Below are 16,695 nucleotides of genomic sequence, written 5' to 3' on the forward strand. Positions count from 1 at the left end.
TGCTGTTTTGCTTTTCCCCCGAAGCGGATGCGCATTTTAGGGAAATGAGCGCTCACGTCAACACTTATTTTAAAAAAGTTGAAAAAACTGAACTAAACGACTAATTTTCATTCAAATGTGATAAATAGTAGACAAAAAGGGCTAGTTGCTAATAGGATGGAGCTTCAGATCCTATAAAGCAGTAGTTCTTAAAGTAGTATCTGATCCTGCCGTTGTTATAAGGAAGGTTGCGTAAAGGATTACGTATAAGAACGTATATCATCGTAAATAAGCAAAGCTTTGCGTTCTTAATAAAAGCAACAATACTGGTAGTGTCAGTAATTGACTACGCAATAATTATAAAGGTGGGTTTATGTTACGAATTCTTTCATCACTTTGTGCAGCTACATTAACAATTCATGTTAGTAATGTGGCGATAGCGAAAGAAATCTCTTCAGACGAAATTATTCAGCCAACCGCCTCAGCAAACGTTGAGCCCGTAGAAGAATCAAATCACTTCCAAACAGCTTTTTTGCGACGTCAAGTTGATCAAACCATGTCAGTGGGGAGAGCAATTAGTTCAATTGCAGGACATTATCCGAAAGAAATAGTTTCTATCGTTGATATTGCTTTAGATACTTATCCAGACAAGTATCGTGAAATTATTTTCGCAGCAATTTCTGCTCATCCATCTTCTACAGAAGAAATTGTTCAGCTTGCCATTGAAAAAGAGGTAAGTAGCTGCCCTAACATTGTTCAACTGGCAATTAAAGCAGAACCGACTTATGTAGACTTTGTAGTTCATGCCGCAGCCATGTCTACGCCAGAGGAACTTGACGAGATAGTGCGCGTTGCCGTGTTAACGCAACCTGATGCAGCGGATAGTATTGTACAGACACTTTCGAAAGAGCACCCTAACAAGATTGTTGACATTATGACCAGTGCTTTAAATGCCGTACCGTTTGTTGGCGAGTATGTCGTCGATGCTCTTTTAGCGGTATTCCCTAATGAAGCAGAGACCGTTGTTGAAACAGCAGTAAGGGAGTCAGCACAACAACGCGAGCAAGTAATGCGTATACTTAGCACAGCACAGCATGCAGGTGTTGCTCACGATAAATTAAAAGGGTACGCGATGTCAGCAGGCTTAAGTGAAGATGACTTTAATAGCGCTGTAAGTAATTAGCGCGACTACGCTTGGTTAGCCTTATTAAAAACGGCGTTTCGAGAAATCGAAACGCCGTTTTGCGTTTTAGGGTTTGACTGTTTATATAGATAGCGTCATAAACTTGAATAACCCAGAATGCTTGTAGCTTAAAATAGACAAGAACCTTTTATAGCGTATATAGCAAAGCCGCTTCTTTATAGAGTGCTAGCTCAGCTTTTAACAAGTCGACTTTTGCCTTTATTTCTCTTATTTGCGCCCTTATTTCATTTTGCGCACGTGCATTCAACACAAACATATCACTGTCTCCCGCATCAAAACGCGTCTTCTCTACCTGAGACAGCGTCTTCGCCAATTCCGCATTTTCACTTTGAAGTTCTACGATATCCTTAGCCTGTCCCCAATAAATAAGTGCTTGTTCAAATCGTTGAACAATTGCTTGCTGTGTGGAAGTAAGTTTGTGTTTGAGCTCTCTTTGTTTTGATTGGAGTTGAGCGCGCTCAGCTTTAGCCTTTCGGTTTCCTAAAGGATATGAAAATGATAACCCGACTTTCGTTTCTGTTCCTTCAAGCGTTTCAGATCCCGCGCCTACATCTCTGGCAATAGACGCAGTGAGATCTAATTTAGGTAACAGTGCATTGTTCGCAAGTTCAACTTTATTCTGCACAACCTGTTGCTCTAGTTTCATAACATCTAGCTCTGGATGACTTCGCAATGCTTTGCGTAGCGTGACTAGTTGGCCGTTACCCACCCAATATGGCCAGCTGATATCTTGGGGTAAGACATCACTTTTAACGGGTAACATTTCTCCATTAGGAGAGCGCCAGTAAAACGCCAACATTTGTGCGTGCATATCCCGTTTTTGTTTTAGTTCAGCCAACGTAATTCGTTGCTGAAGTAAATTCGCTTTAAACTCGGTAAGCACAATGTTCGCTAAATCCCCTTTCCTCACTCGTGTAACTAATGCCTTCTCTCGTTCAGAAGCGGTATTAAGAAGATCAGTGACAGCTTGTATCTGTAATGCACTTTCATACCAAGCAATATATTCGCTTACTCCCTTGTAAACGAACTCATTTATCAGGCTAGTCGCCAAAGCTTGCCATTGAGATGTGGCGAGGCCAGCATTTCGTAACTCTGTTCTACGCTTATCAATTTCGCGATTTTGTAACAATGACATCGCCAAACCAACGCTTGCCTCACCGCCAGACAACGTTTCGTAATCTCCTTCGTAACTCGGAAAGTCGCCATCTGAGATACGATATTCTCCAAACAAAGAAGCATTAAAGTCTTCTATAGGATTGGTAAATCGTTGTGTTAGGTTCGTGCCATCATAATATCCAGAAACACGGCTTTTAGTTTTTTGTTCAATGAAAGGGTCGAAACTGCTTCTCGCAATTTCAAGTTCAGCTGCTGCTTGGTAGTTACCTTCATTTATAGCAAGGACATAAGGGTGATAGCTCACCATACTTTCAATAAATGCTTCTATAGACGGCGCCTGCTTAGCTTCTTCACTTTGGGCCAAAACATGGGGAACATTCACTCCCCCAAAAAACCCGATTACCAACGATAACCATGCAAACCTTCGCACTACCATATTGAAGCTCCTGAAGGATCAGGACTAGTTGTAGTTGGTGTTTGGGTAGGCAATGGTGGGAAATTATTTAGTTGTCGCCACATCTCATAACCTAAACGAACTTCTTGAAGTAGAATCCACGCTTTTACCCGACTGCCAAGACGAGCTGAACTTTCGGCCGGCCAAGGGATATCAGAGTCATCTGGTCTGATCCAAACATTGAAGTCTCCTACTGATGTTGCTACGGGTTCAACATACACAACTTCTCCACCAAAGGTACCAATTGCACTGCCAGGCCAGCCACTAAACTGAAAAACAGGCCAGCCTTCAAATTGAATTCGCGCTTTGGCACCAGGCTTAACTAGCGGCGCGTCTAAGCCTCGCACCGTAACCCGGACGCTTCGCTTAGCATCTGCTGGAATAAACTGACCTAGAATGTCTCCCGCCTTAACAAATGTAGATACACCACCTGACAGTAAGCGCACCACGGTTCCGTCCACCGGCGCAAACTTAGTTTGTGTTGATTGGCGAGAAAGGGTCATACTCACCTCGTTAATTTCGGACACTGATGCTGCCGCCTTCGCCTTCAATTCTTGAACTTTAATCTCAGCTTGCTCAACTTCTTTACGAGACACTAATCCTTGTGCCTCAAGTGCCTTTTGACGCGCGAGATTATTTCCTGCATTTCTAACGGCAGTTTCGTTGGCTTGATTCTTTAGATTAGCCGCTGACAGCTGTGATTGCAGCTTTTCAAGACGTTGGGCATCAATGTCGATGAGTGTGACGATTGGCTCGCCAGCTTTCACTTGCTGCCCTTCACGCACATGCCATTGCTTAACCTGTCCATCAACTAAGGCATTAATGGGCTGAGTTCTATCTTTTGGATCAAGTGAATCGACCATACCAGTGCCGTAAGCCGTTTGAATCCAAGGCGTGAAATACAGGATGAACCCAGAAGCAATAACCAAAAAGATGATGACGCCTGTTATAACCCTGTGCAATTTGGGAACTTTCAAAGAAGGCAGTGAGGTAATGTTGCCTAAAAAGCGACGTTCTGCATTATTCATTTACTCACCCTTCTTATCAACTTGCGCATTGTGGTTATCGATTTGATTAGTTTCCGAATCTGCTGACGCGTTACCATTTGCGCTATCCTCTATTATAGCTGTTGCATGGTCCTGCAAATGAAGTACTCCGTCTAGGCACCCAGTCAATGGCATGTTCGTAAAATAAATTACTGTAAAGTCATATTTGCTCAAACGTCTCAGCAAACGCTCTCTCAAATCCAACGGGATCGCATCAAAGTGCTGATTAAGAATTAGTAATTTTGGTTTGCTGATTATCGCGGCAGCAAGTTTAAGTAGCAAAAACTCTAAGGGCAGGAGCGGCGCTCCCAGTACCGACACTTTGGTTTGAAGACCCTCTGGTAAGGCTTCAATGACCTTGGCCATTTCAACAACTTCAAGCGCGGTACGAATATCTGAAATCGTCGCCTGGGGTTGAGCAAGCTTCAGATAGCGTTCTATCTCTACTTCGATGATTAAAGAGCGATCAAGAATTGTCACAGCTTGTCTTAGTTCGTGCGTATCATAGTCGTTCAAACTTAAATCGCCCAACATGATGTCGCCTGATTTAACTTTATCGTACTGTTTCAATAAGCCTAAAAGCTGCTTTTGTATCCAACTTTTATCGGTGGTAACAAAATACTTTACTCCAGGTTCAAAAATAACGTTAAGCAAACATTCATCGTTTCCATGTCGAAGCTCGACATCGTGGAAAACAAGCTTAGAAGAAGCCGGTAAATGTTCTGACGAATTTAACTGTTCTTGTGGTATGGAAAGTGCCCCACCAAGCTTTTCAGCGGCACCATACAGCTCGTAGTAAAGTTTTAGATACTGAGTAAATCGAGATAGACCAAAGAACACCGCTGACATTACTAGCTCTGCTGCCACCAGCTGTCCTATTGATAACTCTCCTTGCACCACTAACACACCGCCGATGCCCAATAAAGATGCACTCGCTACCGCATAAAGCAATAAGAACATCACCACCTGAGAGAAGGTATAGTAAAAATGATTTTTGTGTTTTTTCACATAGTCTTTGATAAAGCTTTCTGTATTGCGACCAGCATAATCTACGTGGTCTGCTGATTTGAAAAACTCATGTGCACTTGCGATATCATATAACCACTTAGCAGTGCCATATTTTGCGTGAGACAGTTCGATGGCTGTGCGTTTAGCCCCTCGCCCCCAAATTTTCCACACTGCGTACATGGTAAGCAAAAGCACAACGTTAAATACAAATAAGGCTGGGTGATAAAAAGACACAAGCGTAAAGCCCACTAGCATTTGCAGTACTAACGCAAAGCCGTCGATCATTAAAGACGGCATATTTTTTTGAAACGTCATTATGTCGAAATAACGCTGTGTAATACTTACGTTTTGATGGCCTTCAAAAAAGCTATGAGGCGCAAGGATGGTCTTGAGGCCTAAGTCAGCTGTTAACCGCGCGTACACCTTGCGCTCGTAAAACTCCATAACTCGCATACGGAGTGCACTGAACACCCCTGATACGAATAACGTGAGAAACAATATAACTGCCAATATGACAACAGCGCGAGTAGAACCAATGTTGGCAATACTATTGATGAGCGTTTGTACGGCTATAGGCACCGCGAGTGTCATTAAACTAATTGCTACGCCATATGCGATAGCAACCCAAAAAAAGCCAGCTTCTGGTCTTAATAGCGAAAATAGGGTCTTTCGCGTTTTACGTAAATCAATTTTTTTAGCCATAAATATGTCTTCGTCAAAACCGCTAGCTTAAAGAAATCAGTAACTTGTACTTCTTCAATTATATAGAAAGGGACGGGATATAGTGTATTTCATTATTTAGTTAGGTTAAATCTGTTATATTCTTAATACTTCATCGATAATTTCTGCCTTTTAGCAATTCAAATTGCAGCGGTTATTTTTCAGATAATCGGTAACAGCCGAGAGATTAATGCATCACTTAAACTATCATCACTTGTACTATTTTTACTTAGTTGCGCGCGAAGGCAGTATCGCAAAAGCAGCCAAACTTCTTCACGTTACCCCTCAAACTGTGAGCGGACAATTAAGCACATTTGAAAATCAACTTGGCTATACACTCTTCGATAGAATAAACAAAAGGTTATACCTTAACGCAAAAGGAAAGGTAAGTTATCAGTATGCCAGTGAAATATTTCATAAAGGTAATCAACTAGCTGAAATTCTTAATAATAGCGATGAAGTAAATACGAAAGAATTCGTGATAGGTATTACAAATGGTATTCCAAAAGTACTTTTTTACGATTTTGTTCATAATACTATGCGCCAGTTTTCTCATGTGAAGTATGTGATAAAGGAAGATAGCTTCGATGGTTTGTTAAAGGAACTTGCGATAAATGCCATTGATTTCATTGTGGCGGATAGAGGAATTGCCCCCGGCACACAAATAAACGCCAATAGCTTCTTTTTAGGAGAAAGCTCGTTAAGTTTTTTTGCAAAGTCACCACTAGGTGAGAACCAAAAGTTTCCCGACTGTTTAAACCAAATGCCCTTACTCATTCAAGGTAATACATCTGGAATTCGCCATGCACTTGCAAGCTGGCTGGAAAACGAACAACTGTACCCTAGGATTGTCGCTGAATTTGATGATACTGCACTGCTTAAATTGTTTGGCAGTGAAAGTTTCGGCGTTTTTTGTGCCCCTTCAGCTATATCCAAGCACGTAGAAGAACAATATGGCGTGCACTGTATTGGAAACGCGAATACGTTAAACGAGAGATACTACGCCATAACAGGCAAAAGCCGCGCTGACTACACAATCAGTGAAGCCATTGTTCAAGAAGCTAGAATGATCTTGGGCTAAAAATTGGGGTCAGAGTATTTTTCTGCCCCAATTTTTTTATGCTGCAACGCCACCATCGATGTCTTGCGTGTAATAGCTAAGTATTAATATTTTTGCTGGCGCGAAACGCAGCATTTCTAAGGGAGGCACTTCAATATCTGGCTGGACAGCTCACGCTGCCTATTCATAACGACTCCGCTAATAAAAGCAAACTAATACAAATGCTCATGCTTTTTGAATTTAAAAGGTTGCATGAGCTCAACACTCTGTTGACTAGCTAAAGTTACCAATTGGACAGACTGCAGTGGAGGCGGAAAATGTACTCTGACCCCAATATTTTGAAGCATGCTTCTTCACTGTCTTTGATATGAGAAAGCTTGAGGCTTGCGGCTGGGGTTGAATTGGTGCGGATTTCATTTTGATTTTTGGGGTTTGGGAAGTGCTTTTTGGAACACTAAACCAATAAATCGTACCCTAATATAAGTAGCTTTTGCTGATTTCAATCTCACTATAACTCAGTATACTAAGTGGATAATAAGTAATTTTAAAATCAAGGAACGCTAATGAAGCCAGTTATTCTTGCAGGCGGTACTGGAAGCCGTTTATGGCCAAAGTCTCGCGCCGCTTTACCAAAACAATTTTTGTCTCTTACTTCTGACAAAACTATGATTCAAGAGACTGTGCTAAGGCTGGATGGGATAGAGTCTCTTCCTCCATCTATAATTTGCAATGAAGAGCATCGCTTTTTGGTTGCAGAGCAAATGCGACAAATTGACGTCGATAACAGCGATATACTTTTAGAGCCAGTAGGCCGTAATACTGCCCCAGCAATAGCACTTGCAGCTTTTCAAGCAATAGAAGACGGAAGCGATCCTATTCTTTTAGTTTTGGCCGCAGATCACCTAATTCAGGACAGCGAAGCCTTTCGCGTTAAGATTAAAGAAGCACAGGCTTTGGCTGAGCAAGATAAACTCGTTACATTTGGCATTGTTCCAACGCAACCTCATACTGGCTATGGATATATTAAGGCAGGAAGTAAGTTAAATGTAGGGTTCGATGTCAGCGAGTTTGTTGAAAAGCCAGATATGCCTACCGCAACAAAGTATGTAGATTCAGGAGAATACTTCTGGAATAGCGGTATGTTCATGTTCAAAGCAAGTGCATTTTTAAAAGCACTTGAAACTCATGCTCCAGAGATACATTCAACTTGTAAAAAAGCCATTGAAAAGACTGAGAAAGACCTCGACTTTGTCCGAGTTGACCAAGAGGTATTTGCTTCCTGCCCTAGTGACTCTGTCGACTACGCTGTAATGGAAAAGACTTCCGAAGCCGCTATGGTCACATTAGACGCTGGCTGGTCAGATGTAGGCAGCTGGTCATCTCTATGGGAGACCGGAGACAAAGACACGAATGGAAACGTGACATTTGGTGATACGCTACTTGAAGGCACCAACAATAGTTATGTAAACGCAGAACATAGTCTTGTGGCGGTTATTGGACTAGATGATGTGGTCGTTGTCGAAACAAAAGATGCTGTGATGGTAGCTAATAAGAAGAATGCCGAGCATATAAAAACCGTCGTGAACCACCTGAAAGCTGAGAAACGCCCTGAGTTTGAATTTCACCGTGAAGTATTCAGACCTTGGGGAAGTTATGATTCAATTGATAACGGCGGACGCTTTAAAGTCAAACGCATTACAGTTAAGCCAGGTGAGAAATTATCTGTTCAAATGCACCATCATAGAGCCGAGCATTGGGTGGTAGTATCTGGTACGGCTAACGTGACTATCGGTGAAGAAACGCAAATGCTAACAGAGAACGAATCGGTTTATATTCCAATTGGTGCTGTTCATGCTTTAGAGAATCCAGGTAAGATTCCACTAGAATTAATTGAAGTGCAATCAGGTGCCTATCTTGGTGAAGACGACATTGTTCGTTTCTCTGATAGATATGGGCGGTCTGACAAATAACCGCTTTTTAGTTTCCCTTGTCAAAACCAAAAGGGCCAGGTTAAAAAACTGGCCCTTTTCAATTGTGGAGTTAGAAAATGTACTCTGACCCCATAATTTTGCTTAGTCTGCGTTGAACAAATCGCGGCTATATACTTTATCTAGTACATCTTCGATATCGCCAGTTACGCGGTTAGCTACAATAACATCAGAAATCTTCTTAAACTCTTCTAGGTCGTTTACCACTCGAGAATTGAAGAAGTCTTCCTCTTTAAGCACAGGTTCATAAACTACAACTTCAATACCTTTAGCCTTAATACGTTTCATGATGCCTTGAATAGCACTTGCGCGGAAGTTGTCCGAGCCCGATTTCATGATAAGGCGGTAGATACCGACAATTTTTGGCTTTCGGCTAACAATTGAATCAGCAATGAAATCTTTTCTCGTACGGTTAGCATCTACAATGGCCTGAATCATATTATTAGGCACTTCACTATAGTTAGCTAACAGCTGCTTGGTGTCTTTTGGTAAGCAGTAACCACCGTAGCCAAAACTTGGGTTGTTGTAGTGGTTTCCGATGCGAGGGTCTAAGCCCACACCTTCTATAATCTGCTTAGTATCCAATCCATGACGTTCTGCGTAGCTGTCTAGTTCGTTGAAGTAAGCAACACGCATTGCTAAGTAGGTATTCGCAAAAAGCTTTATTGCTTCGGCTTCTGTACTATCAGTAAATAGTACGTCGATATTTTCTTTAATGGCGCCTTGCTGAAGAAGCTTAGCAAATACTTCGGCGCGCTCACTACGTTCGCCAACAATTATGCGGCTTGGGTGAAGGTTATCGTATAGCGCTTTTCCTTCGCGTAAAAACTCAGGAGAAAAGATGATGTTGTTTGAGCCAAAGCGCTCTTTAGCATCTTTTGTGAACCCTACTGGTACTGTAGATTTTACGACCATGACTGCATCAGGATTTATTTCCATTACGGTCTTAATCACTGCTTCTACACTACCAGTATTAAAATAGTTGGTTTGCGGGTCATAATCAGTTGGAGTCGCAATTACGACGTAGTCGGCATCTTTATATGCCACCTGAGCATCTAGCGTTGCCTCTAAGTTTAGATTTTTTGTTGAAAGATAGTCTGAAATCTCTTTGTCTTCAATTGGAGACTTTTTGTTGTTCAGCATCTCGACTTTTTCTGGGACTAAGTCGACTGCTTTCACTTCATTGTGTTGTGCTAGTAGCACTGCATTAGAAAGCCCCACATAGCCGGTACCCGCCACTGCTATTTTAAGCTTCTGCATAGTACTATCCATCTAATTTCTCTCCAGTTTATACAATTTAAATTCTGCAAATGATATTGCTAATATTACAAAATAGTTTTAAACAATCATGAACGCACTAGATAACAAGTTCACAGTACGCATTCGGCCTTTTGCTTTAACCCTAAACTTGTTATGCATATTATGCGCCTTTTAAACCCCGTTAAACTCTTCTCTACTCTTTATTGAAAAATTTTCGCGCTTTAACGTTAAATTCGGGCTATACGCGGGATCATTCTCGATAACATCGGCCCATTGTGTTTGTAAATACGAGAGCTCTTTATTAAATCGCGCCGCTTTCTCGGGTGATATATCTAGCCCCCTACTCACAGATTCATGATGGAAAAGCTCGGCTTCAGCGCAATAAACATTGTTAACACCTAACGCTTTTACCCTCAAACAAAAATCAACGTCGTTAAAGGCCACCGATAAGTCCTTTTCGTTTAGACCCGCAACTGCATCAAAGTGAGCGCGTTTCACTAACAAACAGGCTGCGGTAACAGCACTATAATTATTTGTTGCAATAATTCTTTTTAAATAGCCAGTGTGATAGCGAGGGAAGTTCTTATGAGCGTGTCCGGCACCACCTCCGTACCCCAAAACGACGCCAGCGTGCTGGATACGTGTATCGGAATAAAGCAATTTTGCACCAACACAGCCAACCTCTGCTCGTTGTGCATGCCCCACCAAATACGTTAACCACTCAGGAGTTATTACCTCTATATCATTGTTGATAAGACCAATAATATTACCTTTCGCGTGCTCGACCCCAAAATTGTTGATGGCTGAGTAATTGAAAGGGGCTGGGTATTTTAGAACAGAAACTTTTTCGAGCGTGTTCAAGTAGTCGAAATATTCAATACTCTCTTTCTCATCGGAACCATTATCAATGAGCAAAATTTCAAAATTTTGATAGGTAGTCTTTTTTAGAATAGATTCAATGCATGCCTGAACAAGTGCTTTACCATTTTTGGTTGGAATAATTAAGCTAACTAGAGGGTTAGTGTTACTCCAACAAAGTCTGTTTACCATAAACTGCTCATCAAGCGAAACGGCAACAGCGGTATGTTTTTCTAATACTCTTTTTACAGCGTTTAACGTCGCTACATCGGCAGAATTATTGCGCGTCGTGTGCACTAGCGTTTTAGGCACGTGGGCTACTTTTAGCTCTTTTTTTGACAACGCTAATTCAGTAAGAACACCCGCCACTCGGTTAAATTCAGTAGCATTTAATAGTTTAAGTAGCGAAGTTTCAATGAAAACACCAGTGTTGACGTATGCAGTCGAGAATTGCAATTCAGGGCTCCAATCAGGTAAAAACCTAGGATTAGTTCTCGTGCCATCTTCACTAAATTGGTCTGTATCACAATAAACAATATCGCTATGTGTCAATGCACTGACCAGCGTTGAAATTGCGCTAGCGTTAAGCGTATCACCACTGTTTAACAATAACGTAGGTAAGTTATCGTCAAGTTCCATCATATGTTGAGCATAGTTTTCATCTGCACCGTGCTTAACATTTACTATTTTATGCGCCCCCAACTCATTTAAGCATTTTTCGGTTTCACAGCTGCCGTTTTCTCCGAACACAACTGCTTGCCATCCAACCTGATGCGAAGAGGCAAAGCCCTCAGAGCCCTTTTCCATTTCTAACCATTGCGCATATAACTGTTGAGTTTGTTTGGGCGTGGGCGCGTCAAAAAACAGACCTGAGCGGCGGACTGATTTAATATATAAATTAGTTAAACGCTCATTTTGCTTAAGCTTATCTTTTAAGTTTTTGGGGATAAGTTGAAGAGCGGCTCTTACTGACCGCATAGCTATTTTTTTCATGAAGACAATTCAACGCCGTAAATATAAAAAGGCCGCTCTGAATAGCAGAGCGGCCTTATAGCTTATCATTTGTAAGCGCGTAAGTGTATTAACTACCTGTGCCCAAGCGCTCGCCTTGATAGCTTCCATCTAATACCGCTTTCCACCAGCTTTCATTATTCAAGTACCATTCTACCGTTTTGCGAATTCCACTTTCGAAAGTTTCCTCTGGCTTCCAACCTAGCTCACGTTCTATTTTGCTAGCATCAATCGCATAACGCATATCATGTCCAGGGCGGTCTTGAACATATGTGATCTGTTCAGCGTACTTGCTCTCTTTTGGCTTAACCTCATCTAAGATCGAACAAATGGTTTGCACCACTTCAATATTCTGCTTTTCGTTGTGACCACCAATGTTATAGGTTTCGCCAATTTCACCATTTAACGCAACCACGACCAATGCGCGAGCATGGTCTTCAACATATAGCCAATCACGAATTTGGTTCCCTTTTCCGTATACTGGTAATGGCTTTCCAGCTAATGCATTTAAAATAACCAATGGAATAAGCTTTTCCGGAAAGTGGTAAGGCCCATAGTTATTCGAACAGTTAGTTACCAGTGTAGGTAACTTATAAGTACGAAGCCATGAGCGTACCAGCTGATCTGAACTTGCTTTACTTGCTGAATAGGGTGAGCTTGGTGCGTATGGTGTTGTTTCAGTAAAGAGCGGAAGTTTAGTATTTGGCTCTACTTCATCTGGATGAGGCAAATCACCATACACTTCATCCGTTGAGATATGATGAAACTTGAAGTTAGATTTCTTCTCTCCTTCAAGCGCTGACCAATACGCTCTTGCTTGTTCAAGCAAGGTGTACGTGCCAACGACGTTAGTTTGAATAAACTCACCAGGGCCATCAATAGAGCGGTCTACATGTGACTCTGCTGCCAAGTGCATAATGATATCTGGCTGGTGCGTGTTGAAAACACGCTTTACTTCTTCAGCATCACAGATATCAACTTGTTCAAAGCTGTAGCGGTCGCAGCTTGAAACAGGTGTTAATGATTCTAAATTACCCGCGTAAGTTAGCTTATCTAAATTAACCACAGTGTGGTCAGTGTCGTTTATAAGATGGCGAACTACTGCTGAGCCAATAAAGCCCGCGCCACCTGTTACTAAAATCGTTTTACTCATTTTCTTTTTACCAAAAGTATAATCTTGTTCTTGTCGCTTACGCTTTCAATTCATCTAACATGCTGGCTAATTGCTTACGCCAGTGCGTGGGCTTACACGCCGCAAACACTTCGCGTGCAGATTGCTTGTCTAACACACTATAGTGAGGGCGCTTTGCGGGTGTGGGGTATTGACTAGAAGGAATTGGAAGAACAGGGATTGCCTTACTTGATAAGCCTTTTTCAATACCCAGCTCTTGAATAGCTAAGGCAAAATCGTACCAGCTTGCAACACCTTCATCAGTCCAGTGATAAATGCCCACCGTTTTATTTTCTGCAGCTGACACACAGGCTTCTGCTAATCCTTTCGCCCACGTTGGTGTGCCAATTTGGTCGTCTATTACAGCTAACTGGGGCTTTTCCGCCATCAAGCGAAGCATGGTTTTCACAAAGTTATTACCGTGAGACGAATATACCCAAGCAGTTCGAATTAGGCAGCTGGCCTCAGGCAGTATCTCGAGTAGGGCTTTTTCGCCTTCTGCTTTTGACTTGCCATAGGCACCTTGTGGCTCGATTGGATCGTCTGTTAAGTAAGGCGAACCTTTATGCCCGTTAAACACATAGTCGGTAGACACATGTACCATGAAAGCGCCACGAGCCTTACAGAACTTTGCTAAGTTCTTAACTGCGAGAGCATTGATTGCATTGCATGCATTGGTATCTTCTTCAGCTTTATCAACGGCGGTATACGCGGAAGCGTTAATCAAAACATCGGGTGATAAAGGCACTAGCGTTTCATTAATGTTATCGCTACTAGTAATATCAATATCATCGCGCCCCAAAAACGTAACTTGGTGCTCACTATTTTTTAGCTCACGAGAAAGCTCAAACGCTAGCTGACCAGACTTGCCTATAATTACAATATTCATTAATCGCTTCTTCTTGGTAAAAATTAGAATGTAGGTGCATCTACAAACATTAAACCCGCCTCGTCTTTACCAGACAGCGAAGGCTTCGCACCATTTACTAACGGCCAAGCAATATTTATTGTAGGGTCATCATACTTAACCGACACTTCAGACTCTGGGTGATAATAGTCTGTGCATTTATACACGAACTCAGCAGATTCGCTGGTTACGTAGAAACCGTGAGCAAAGCCCGTAGGTACCCATAACTGGCGCTTGTTCTCGGCAGATAAAGTCACCCCAACCCATTTACCATAAGTTGGTGAGTCTTTACGCATATCTACGGCTACATCGTACACTTCGCCGCTAACTACTCGTACCAACTTACCTTGAGTTTGCTCCATCTGGTAATGAAGGCCGCGAAGAATACCTTGGCTAGACTTAGAATGGTTATCCTGAACGAAATCAACATCTGCACATTCTTTCTTAAACCAATCGGTACGAAAGGTTTCTAGAAAGAAGCCGCGCTCATCGCCAAATACTTTAGGTTCAATGATTTTAACGTCTGGGATTTCTGTTTTAATTACTTGCATTTACTTTCCGTAAAACTTGGCACACGAATATTATGAGAAAGGTGGCAATGCCACCTTATAAAATGCGAATATAGGTTAAACTTTTACTCGGTCTTTGAGCACTTTAAGCAGATAGTCACCATAGCCACTTTTCTTAAGTGGTGCAGCAAGCCTTTCTAGCTGTTCAGCGTCGATATAACCCATTCTGTAAGCGACCTCTTCTGGGCAGCATACTTTTAAGCCTTGGCGTTTTTCGATAGCCGCAACGAAATTTGCCGCATCAAGGAGTGAATCTAAAGTGCCGGTATCAAGCCAAGCCGAACCGCGCCCCATTAACTCAACTTTAAGCGAACCATCTTTAAGATATAGGTTGTTAAGGTCAGTGATCTCAAGCTCACCACGTGGTGATGGCTTAACTTCTTTGGCGAAATCTACTACGCGGCTGTCGTAGTAGTAAAGTCCTGTGACAGCATAATTGGACTGGGGCACCGAGGGCTTTTCTTCAATTGAAAGTGCGTTCCAATCATTATCAAAATCAACAACGCCATACCGTTCGGGGTCGTTAACATGGTAACCGAATACGGTTGCTCCATGCTCTTGGCTATACGCACTTTGAAGAGACCGCTTTAGATCATGTCCATAATAAATATTGTCGCCAAGAATAAGTGTGCAGCAATCGTTACCAATAAAGCTCTCACCAATAAGGAACGCCTGTGCTAAACCATCAGGTGTAGGCTGCACTGCATATTGAACGCTAATTCCCAATTCACTACCATCGCCTATAAGCTCAATGAAACGACGCTGTTCATCAGGTGTTGTGATAATCAAAATATCTCTGATTCCCGACATCATAAGCGTTGCCAAGGGATAAAATATCATCGGTTTATCGTACACCGGCATGAGTTGCTTACTCACCACCTTGGTTAATGGGTGTAAACGGGTGCCGGAGCCGCCAGCTAATATTATTCCCTTCCGTTTCATAGTTTTTCCTTGCTAATTCTTTTTGATAACGCCCGACAAACTATTTGCCAGGTCAATGGCAAGATGTTCATCGACGGCCTCTATCATCACACGGATTAATGGCTCTGTTCCAGATTTTCTAAGTACCAGACGCCCATTTGAGCCTAGCACTTTCTCAACGCGGTTTACCTCTTCTTTTACAACATCCAAATTAAGCACTGAATCAAGTTCGCTGTGTCGGACGTTCACCATACACTGGGGAAGTTTTGTCATTCCTGCTTTTAACTCATTTAACGAGTATTCGCTTTTCACCACAACTGTTAGAATTTGCAGTGCTGCAATTATGGCATCTCCTGTGGGGGCGTAATCTAAATTGAGAATATGTCCTGATGTTTCCCCGCCAATTCGCCAGCCCGTCTCCTTGAGTTTTTCAACGACATACCTGTCACCCACTTTCGTTCTTACAAATGGAATATCTAGCTCTTTTAGCGCTATTTCTAAGCCTAAATTGCTCATCAATGTGCCAACAACGCCACCTTTATAACCCGCCTGCTTGGCTTCACGGGCCATTAAAAAAAGAATTTCGTCGCCATCAACTACTTCACCTTTCGAGTCAACAAACATTATTCTGTCTGCATCACCATCGACAGCAATCCCTAAATCAGCCTTATTTGTTGTTACAGCTTTACTTAAAGAGTCTAGAGAAGTTGCACCGCAGTCCTTGTTAATGTTTATGCCATTTGGCGTATTGGCGATACTAATTACTTTCGCGCCCAGCTCTTCAAAAACACTTGGAGCGACTTTATATGCAGCACCATTAGCACTATCAACAACAATAGTGAGACCATCTAAACTGAGTTCACTTGAAAAAGTACCTTTGCAGAATTCAATGTAACGACCAGCTGCGTCTTCAACTCTTCTTGCTTTGCCTAGACGTTCAGAACTAACGCAATCAATGCCATTTTCTAAGGCATACTGAAGCTTTTCTTCAATAGCTTTCTGTTGCTCAGTACCTAACTTTACTCCGCTTCGACCAAAAAATTTAATACCGTTATCGTAATAGGGGTTGTGTGATGCGCTGATAACGACGCCAGCGTCAGCCCGAAAAGTAGAGGCTAAATAAGCTACCGCTGGTGTGGGAATAGGCCCTGCCAATGCAATATTAACTCCTGCCGCAGACAAACCTGCTTCTAATGCAGACTCCAACATATACCCACTAGCTCGTGTATCCTTACCAACTAGTACTTCTTTTGTACCGTCTGCAGCCAAAACTACACCAGCGGCCCAGCCTAGCTTCATCACAAAATCGGGGGTCATAGGAAATTCGCCCACTTTCCCGCGAATTCCATCTGTTCCAAAATACTTTTGAGACATTTTTACTTCCTAAAAAACGAAAGGCCACAACCCAACGAGTTATGGCCCG

The 16,695-nt window shown here is 42.2% G+C and carries 13 protein-coding genes; 3 read left to right on the forward strand and 10 right to left on the reverse strand.

Annotation, left to right across the window (positions count from 1 at the left end; all coding sequences use genetic code 11):
- The first annotated feature begins 352 nt into the window (after positions 1–352).
- A complete protein-coding gene (locus ACHUFN_RS12780) occupies positions 353–1,162 on the forward strand; it encodes a hypothetical protein (protein ID WP_394222799.1) in 810 nt (269 codons plus the stop codon).
- A gap of 148 nt (positions 1,163–1,310) precedes the next feature.
- Here the strand turns inward: ACHUFN_RS12780 and ACHUFN_RS12785 are convergent, their stop codons facing one another.
- Genes ACHUFN_RS12785 through ACHUFN_RS12795 form a run of 3 tightly spaced genes read right to left on the reverse strand, consistent with a single transcriptional unit; the run spans position 1,311 to position 5,509 of the window.
- Positions 1,311–2,735 (reverse strand): TolC family protein, encoded by a 1,425-nt coding sequence (locus tag ACHUFN_RS12785; protein ID WP_394222800.1) that lies wholly within the window; start codon positions 2,733–2,735, stop codon positions 1,311–1,313.
- A complete protein-coding gene (locus tag ACHUFN_RS12790) occupies positions 2,729–3,781 on the reverse strand; it encodes an HlyD family secretion protein (RefSeq protein WP_394222801.1) in 1,053 nt (350 codons plus the stop codon). Before ACHUFN_RS12790 ends, ACHUFN_RS12785 begins: the two co-directional genes overlap by 7 nt.
- Positions 3,782–5,509: an ABC transporter transmembrane domain-containing protein gene (locus tag ACHUFN_RS12795; protein ID WP_394222802.1), complete on the reverse strand. Its 1,728-nt coding sequence runs from the start codon at positions 5,507–5,509 to the stop codon at positions 3,782–3,784.
- A gap of 208 nt (positions 5,510–5,717) precedes the next feature.
- On the opposite strand from ACHUFN_RS12795, the gene ACHUFN_RS12800 reads away from it, so the two are divergent.
- Positions 5,718–6,608, forward strand: coding sequence for a LysR family transcriptional regulator (locus tag ACHUFN_RS12800; RefSeq protein WP_394222803.1), 891 nt, complete (start codon positions 5,718–5,720; stop codon positions 6,606–6,608).
- 542 nt (positions 6,609–7,150) lie between these two features.
- Complete coding sequence (locus ACHUFN_RS12805; protein WP_394222804.1) at positions 7,151–8,557, forward strand: mannose-1-phosphate guanylyltransferase/mannose-6-phosphate isomerase; 1,407 nt, start codon at positions 7,151–7,153, stop codon at positions 8,555–8,557.
- Between the two features lie 102 nt (positions 8,558–8,659).
- On the opposite strand, the gene ACHUFN_RS12810 is transcribed toward ACHUFN_RS12805, so the two are convergent.
- The 7 genes from ACHUFN_RS12810 to glmM form a co-directional block, all read right to left on the reverse strand.
- Positions 8,660–9,847, reverse strand: coding sequence for a nucleotide sugar dehydrogenase (locus tag ACHUFN_RS12810; protein WP_394222805.1), 1,188 nt, complete (start codon positions 9,845–9,847; stop codon positions 8,660–8,662).
- A gap of 159 nt (positions 9,848–10,006) precedes the next feature.
- Positions 10,007–11,686 carry a glycosyltransferase family 2 protein gene (locus ACHUFN_RS12815; RefSeq protein WP_394222806.1) on the reverse strand — a complete coding sequence of 560 codons (1,680 nt, stop codon included), beginning with the start codon at positions 11,684–11,686 and terminating at the stop codon, positions 10,007–10,009.
- Between the two features lie 88 nt (positions 11,687–11,774).
- Complete coding sequence (rfbB, locus tag ACHUFN_RS12820; RefSeq protein WP_394222807.1) at positions 11,775–12,857, reverse strand: dTDP-glucose 4,6-dehydratase; 1,083 nt, start codon at positions 12,855–12,857, stop codon at positions 11,775–11,777.
- 37 nt (positions 12,858–12,894) lie between these two features.
- Positions 12,895–13,764, reverse strand: a complete 870-nt coding sequence (gene rfbD, locus ACHUFN_RS12825; protein WP_394222808.1) for a dTDP-4-dehydrorhamnose reductase — start codon at positions 13,762–13,764, stop codon at positions 12,895–12,897.
- A 23-nt stretch (positions 13,765–13,787) separates the two neighbouring features.
- The gene (rfbC, locus tag ACHUFN_RS12830) at positions 13,788–14,333 is read right to left on the reverse strand and encodes a dTDP-4-dehydrorhamnose 3,5-epimerase (protein WP_394222809.1); all 546 of its coding nucleotides are present in this window, start codon (positions 14,331–14,333) and stop codon (positions 13,788–13,790) included.
- 75 nt (positions 14,334–14,408) lie between these two features.
- Entirely contained in the window at positions 14,409–15,293 is an 885-nt protein-coding gene (rfbA, locus tag ACHUFN_RS12835) for a glucose-1-phosphate thymidylyltransferase RfbA (protein WP_394222810.1), read from the reverse strand.
- A 12-nt stretch (positions 15,294–15,305) separates the two neighbouring features.
- Positions 15,306–16,646, reverse strand: coding sequence for a phosphoglucosamine mutase (gene glmM, locus ACHUFN_RS12840; protein ID WP_394222811.1), 1,341 nt, complete (start codon positions 16,644–16,646; stop codon positions 15,306–15,308).
- Positions 16,647–16,695: the final 49 nt, after the last annotated feature.

The sequence above is a fragment of the Alteromonas gracilis genome (genome assembly GCF_043642145.1).
Taxonomy (GTDB): domain Bacteria; phylum Pseudomonadota; class Gammaproteobacteria; order Enterobacterales; family Alteromonadaceae; genus Alteromonas; species Alteromonas gracilis_B.

Excerpts from the sequence above, each read along its gene's own strand:
- ACHUFN_RS12780 (WP_394222799.1), top strand. The coding sequence starts at position 353 with ATGTTACGAATTCTTTCATCACTTTGTGCAGCTACATTAACAATTCAT.
- ACHUFN_RS12785 (WP_394222800.1), bottom strand. The coding sequence starts at position 2,735 with ATGGTAGTGCGAAGGTTTGCATGGTTATCGTTGGTAATCGGGTTTTTT.
- ACHUFN_RS12790 (WP_394222801.1), bottom strand. The coding sequence starts at position 3,781 with ATGAATAATGCAGAACGTCGCTTTTTAGGCAACATTACCTCACTGCCT.
- ACHUFN_RS12795 (WP_394222802.1), bottom strand. The coding sequence starts at position 5,509 with ATGGCTAAAAAAATTGATTTACGTAAAACGCGAAAGACCCTATTTTCG.
- ACHUFN_RS12800 (WP_394222803.1), top strand. The coding sequence starts at position 5,718 with ATGCATCACTTAAACTATCATCACTTGTACTATTTTTACTTAGTTGCG.
- ACHUFN_RS12805 (WP_394222804.1), top strand. The coding sequence starts at position 7,151 with ATGAAGCCAGTTATTCTTGCAGGCGGTACTGGAAGCCGTTTATGGCCA.
- ACHUFN_RS12810 (WP_394222805.1), bottom strand. The coding sequence starts at position 9,847 with ATGGATAGTACTATGCAGAAGCTTAAAATAGCAGTGGCGGGTACCGGC.
- ACHUFN_RS12815 (WP_394222806.1), bottom strand. The coding sequence starts at position 11,686 with ATGAAAAAAATAGCTATGCGGTCAGTAAGAGCCGCTCTTCAACTTATC.
- rfbB (WP_394222807.1), bottom strand. The coding sequence starts at position 12,857 with ATGAGTAAAACGATTTTAGTAACAGGTGGCGCGGGCTTTATTGGCTCA.
- rfbD (WP_394222808.1), bottom strand. The coding sequence starts at position 13,764 with ATGAATATTGTAATTATAGGCAAGTCTGGTCAGCTAGCGTTTGAGCTT.
- rfbC (WP_394222809.1), bottom strand. The coding sequence starts at position 14,333 with ATGCAAGTAATTAAAACAGAAATCCCAGACGTTAAAATCATTGAACCT.
- rfbA (WP_394222810.1), bottom strand. The coding sequence starts at position 15,293 with ATGAAACGGAAGGGAATAATATTAGCTGGCGGCTCCGGCACCCGTTTA.
- glmM (WP_394222811.1), bottom strand. The coding sequence starts at position 16,646 with ATGTCTCAAAAGTATTTTGGAACAGATGGAATTCGCGGGAAAGTGGGC.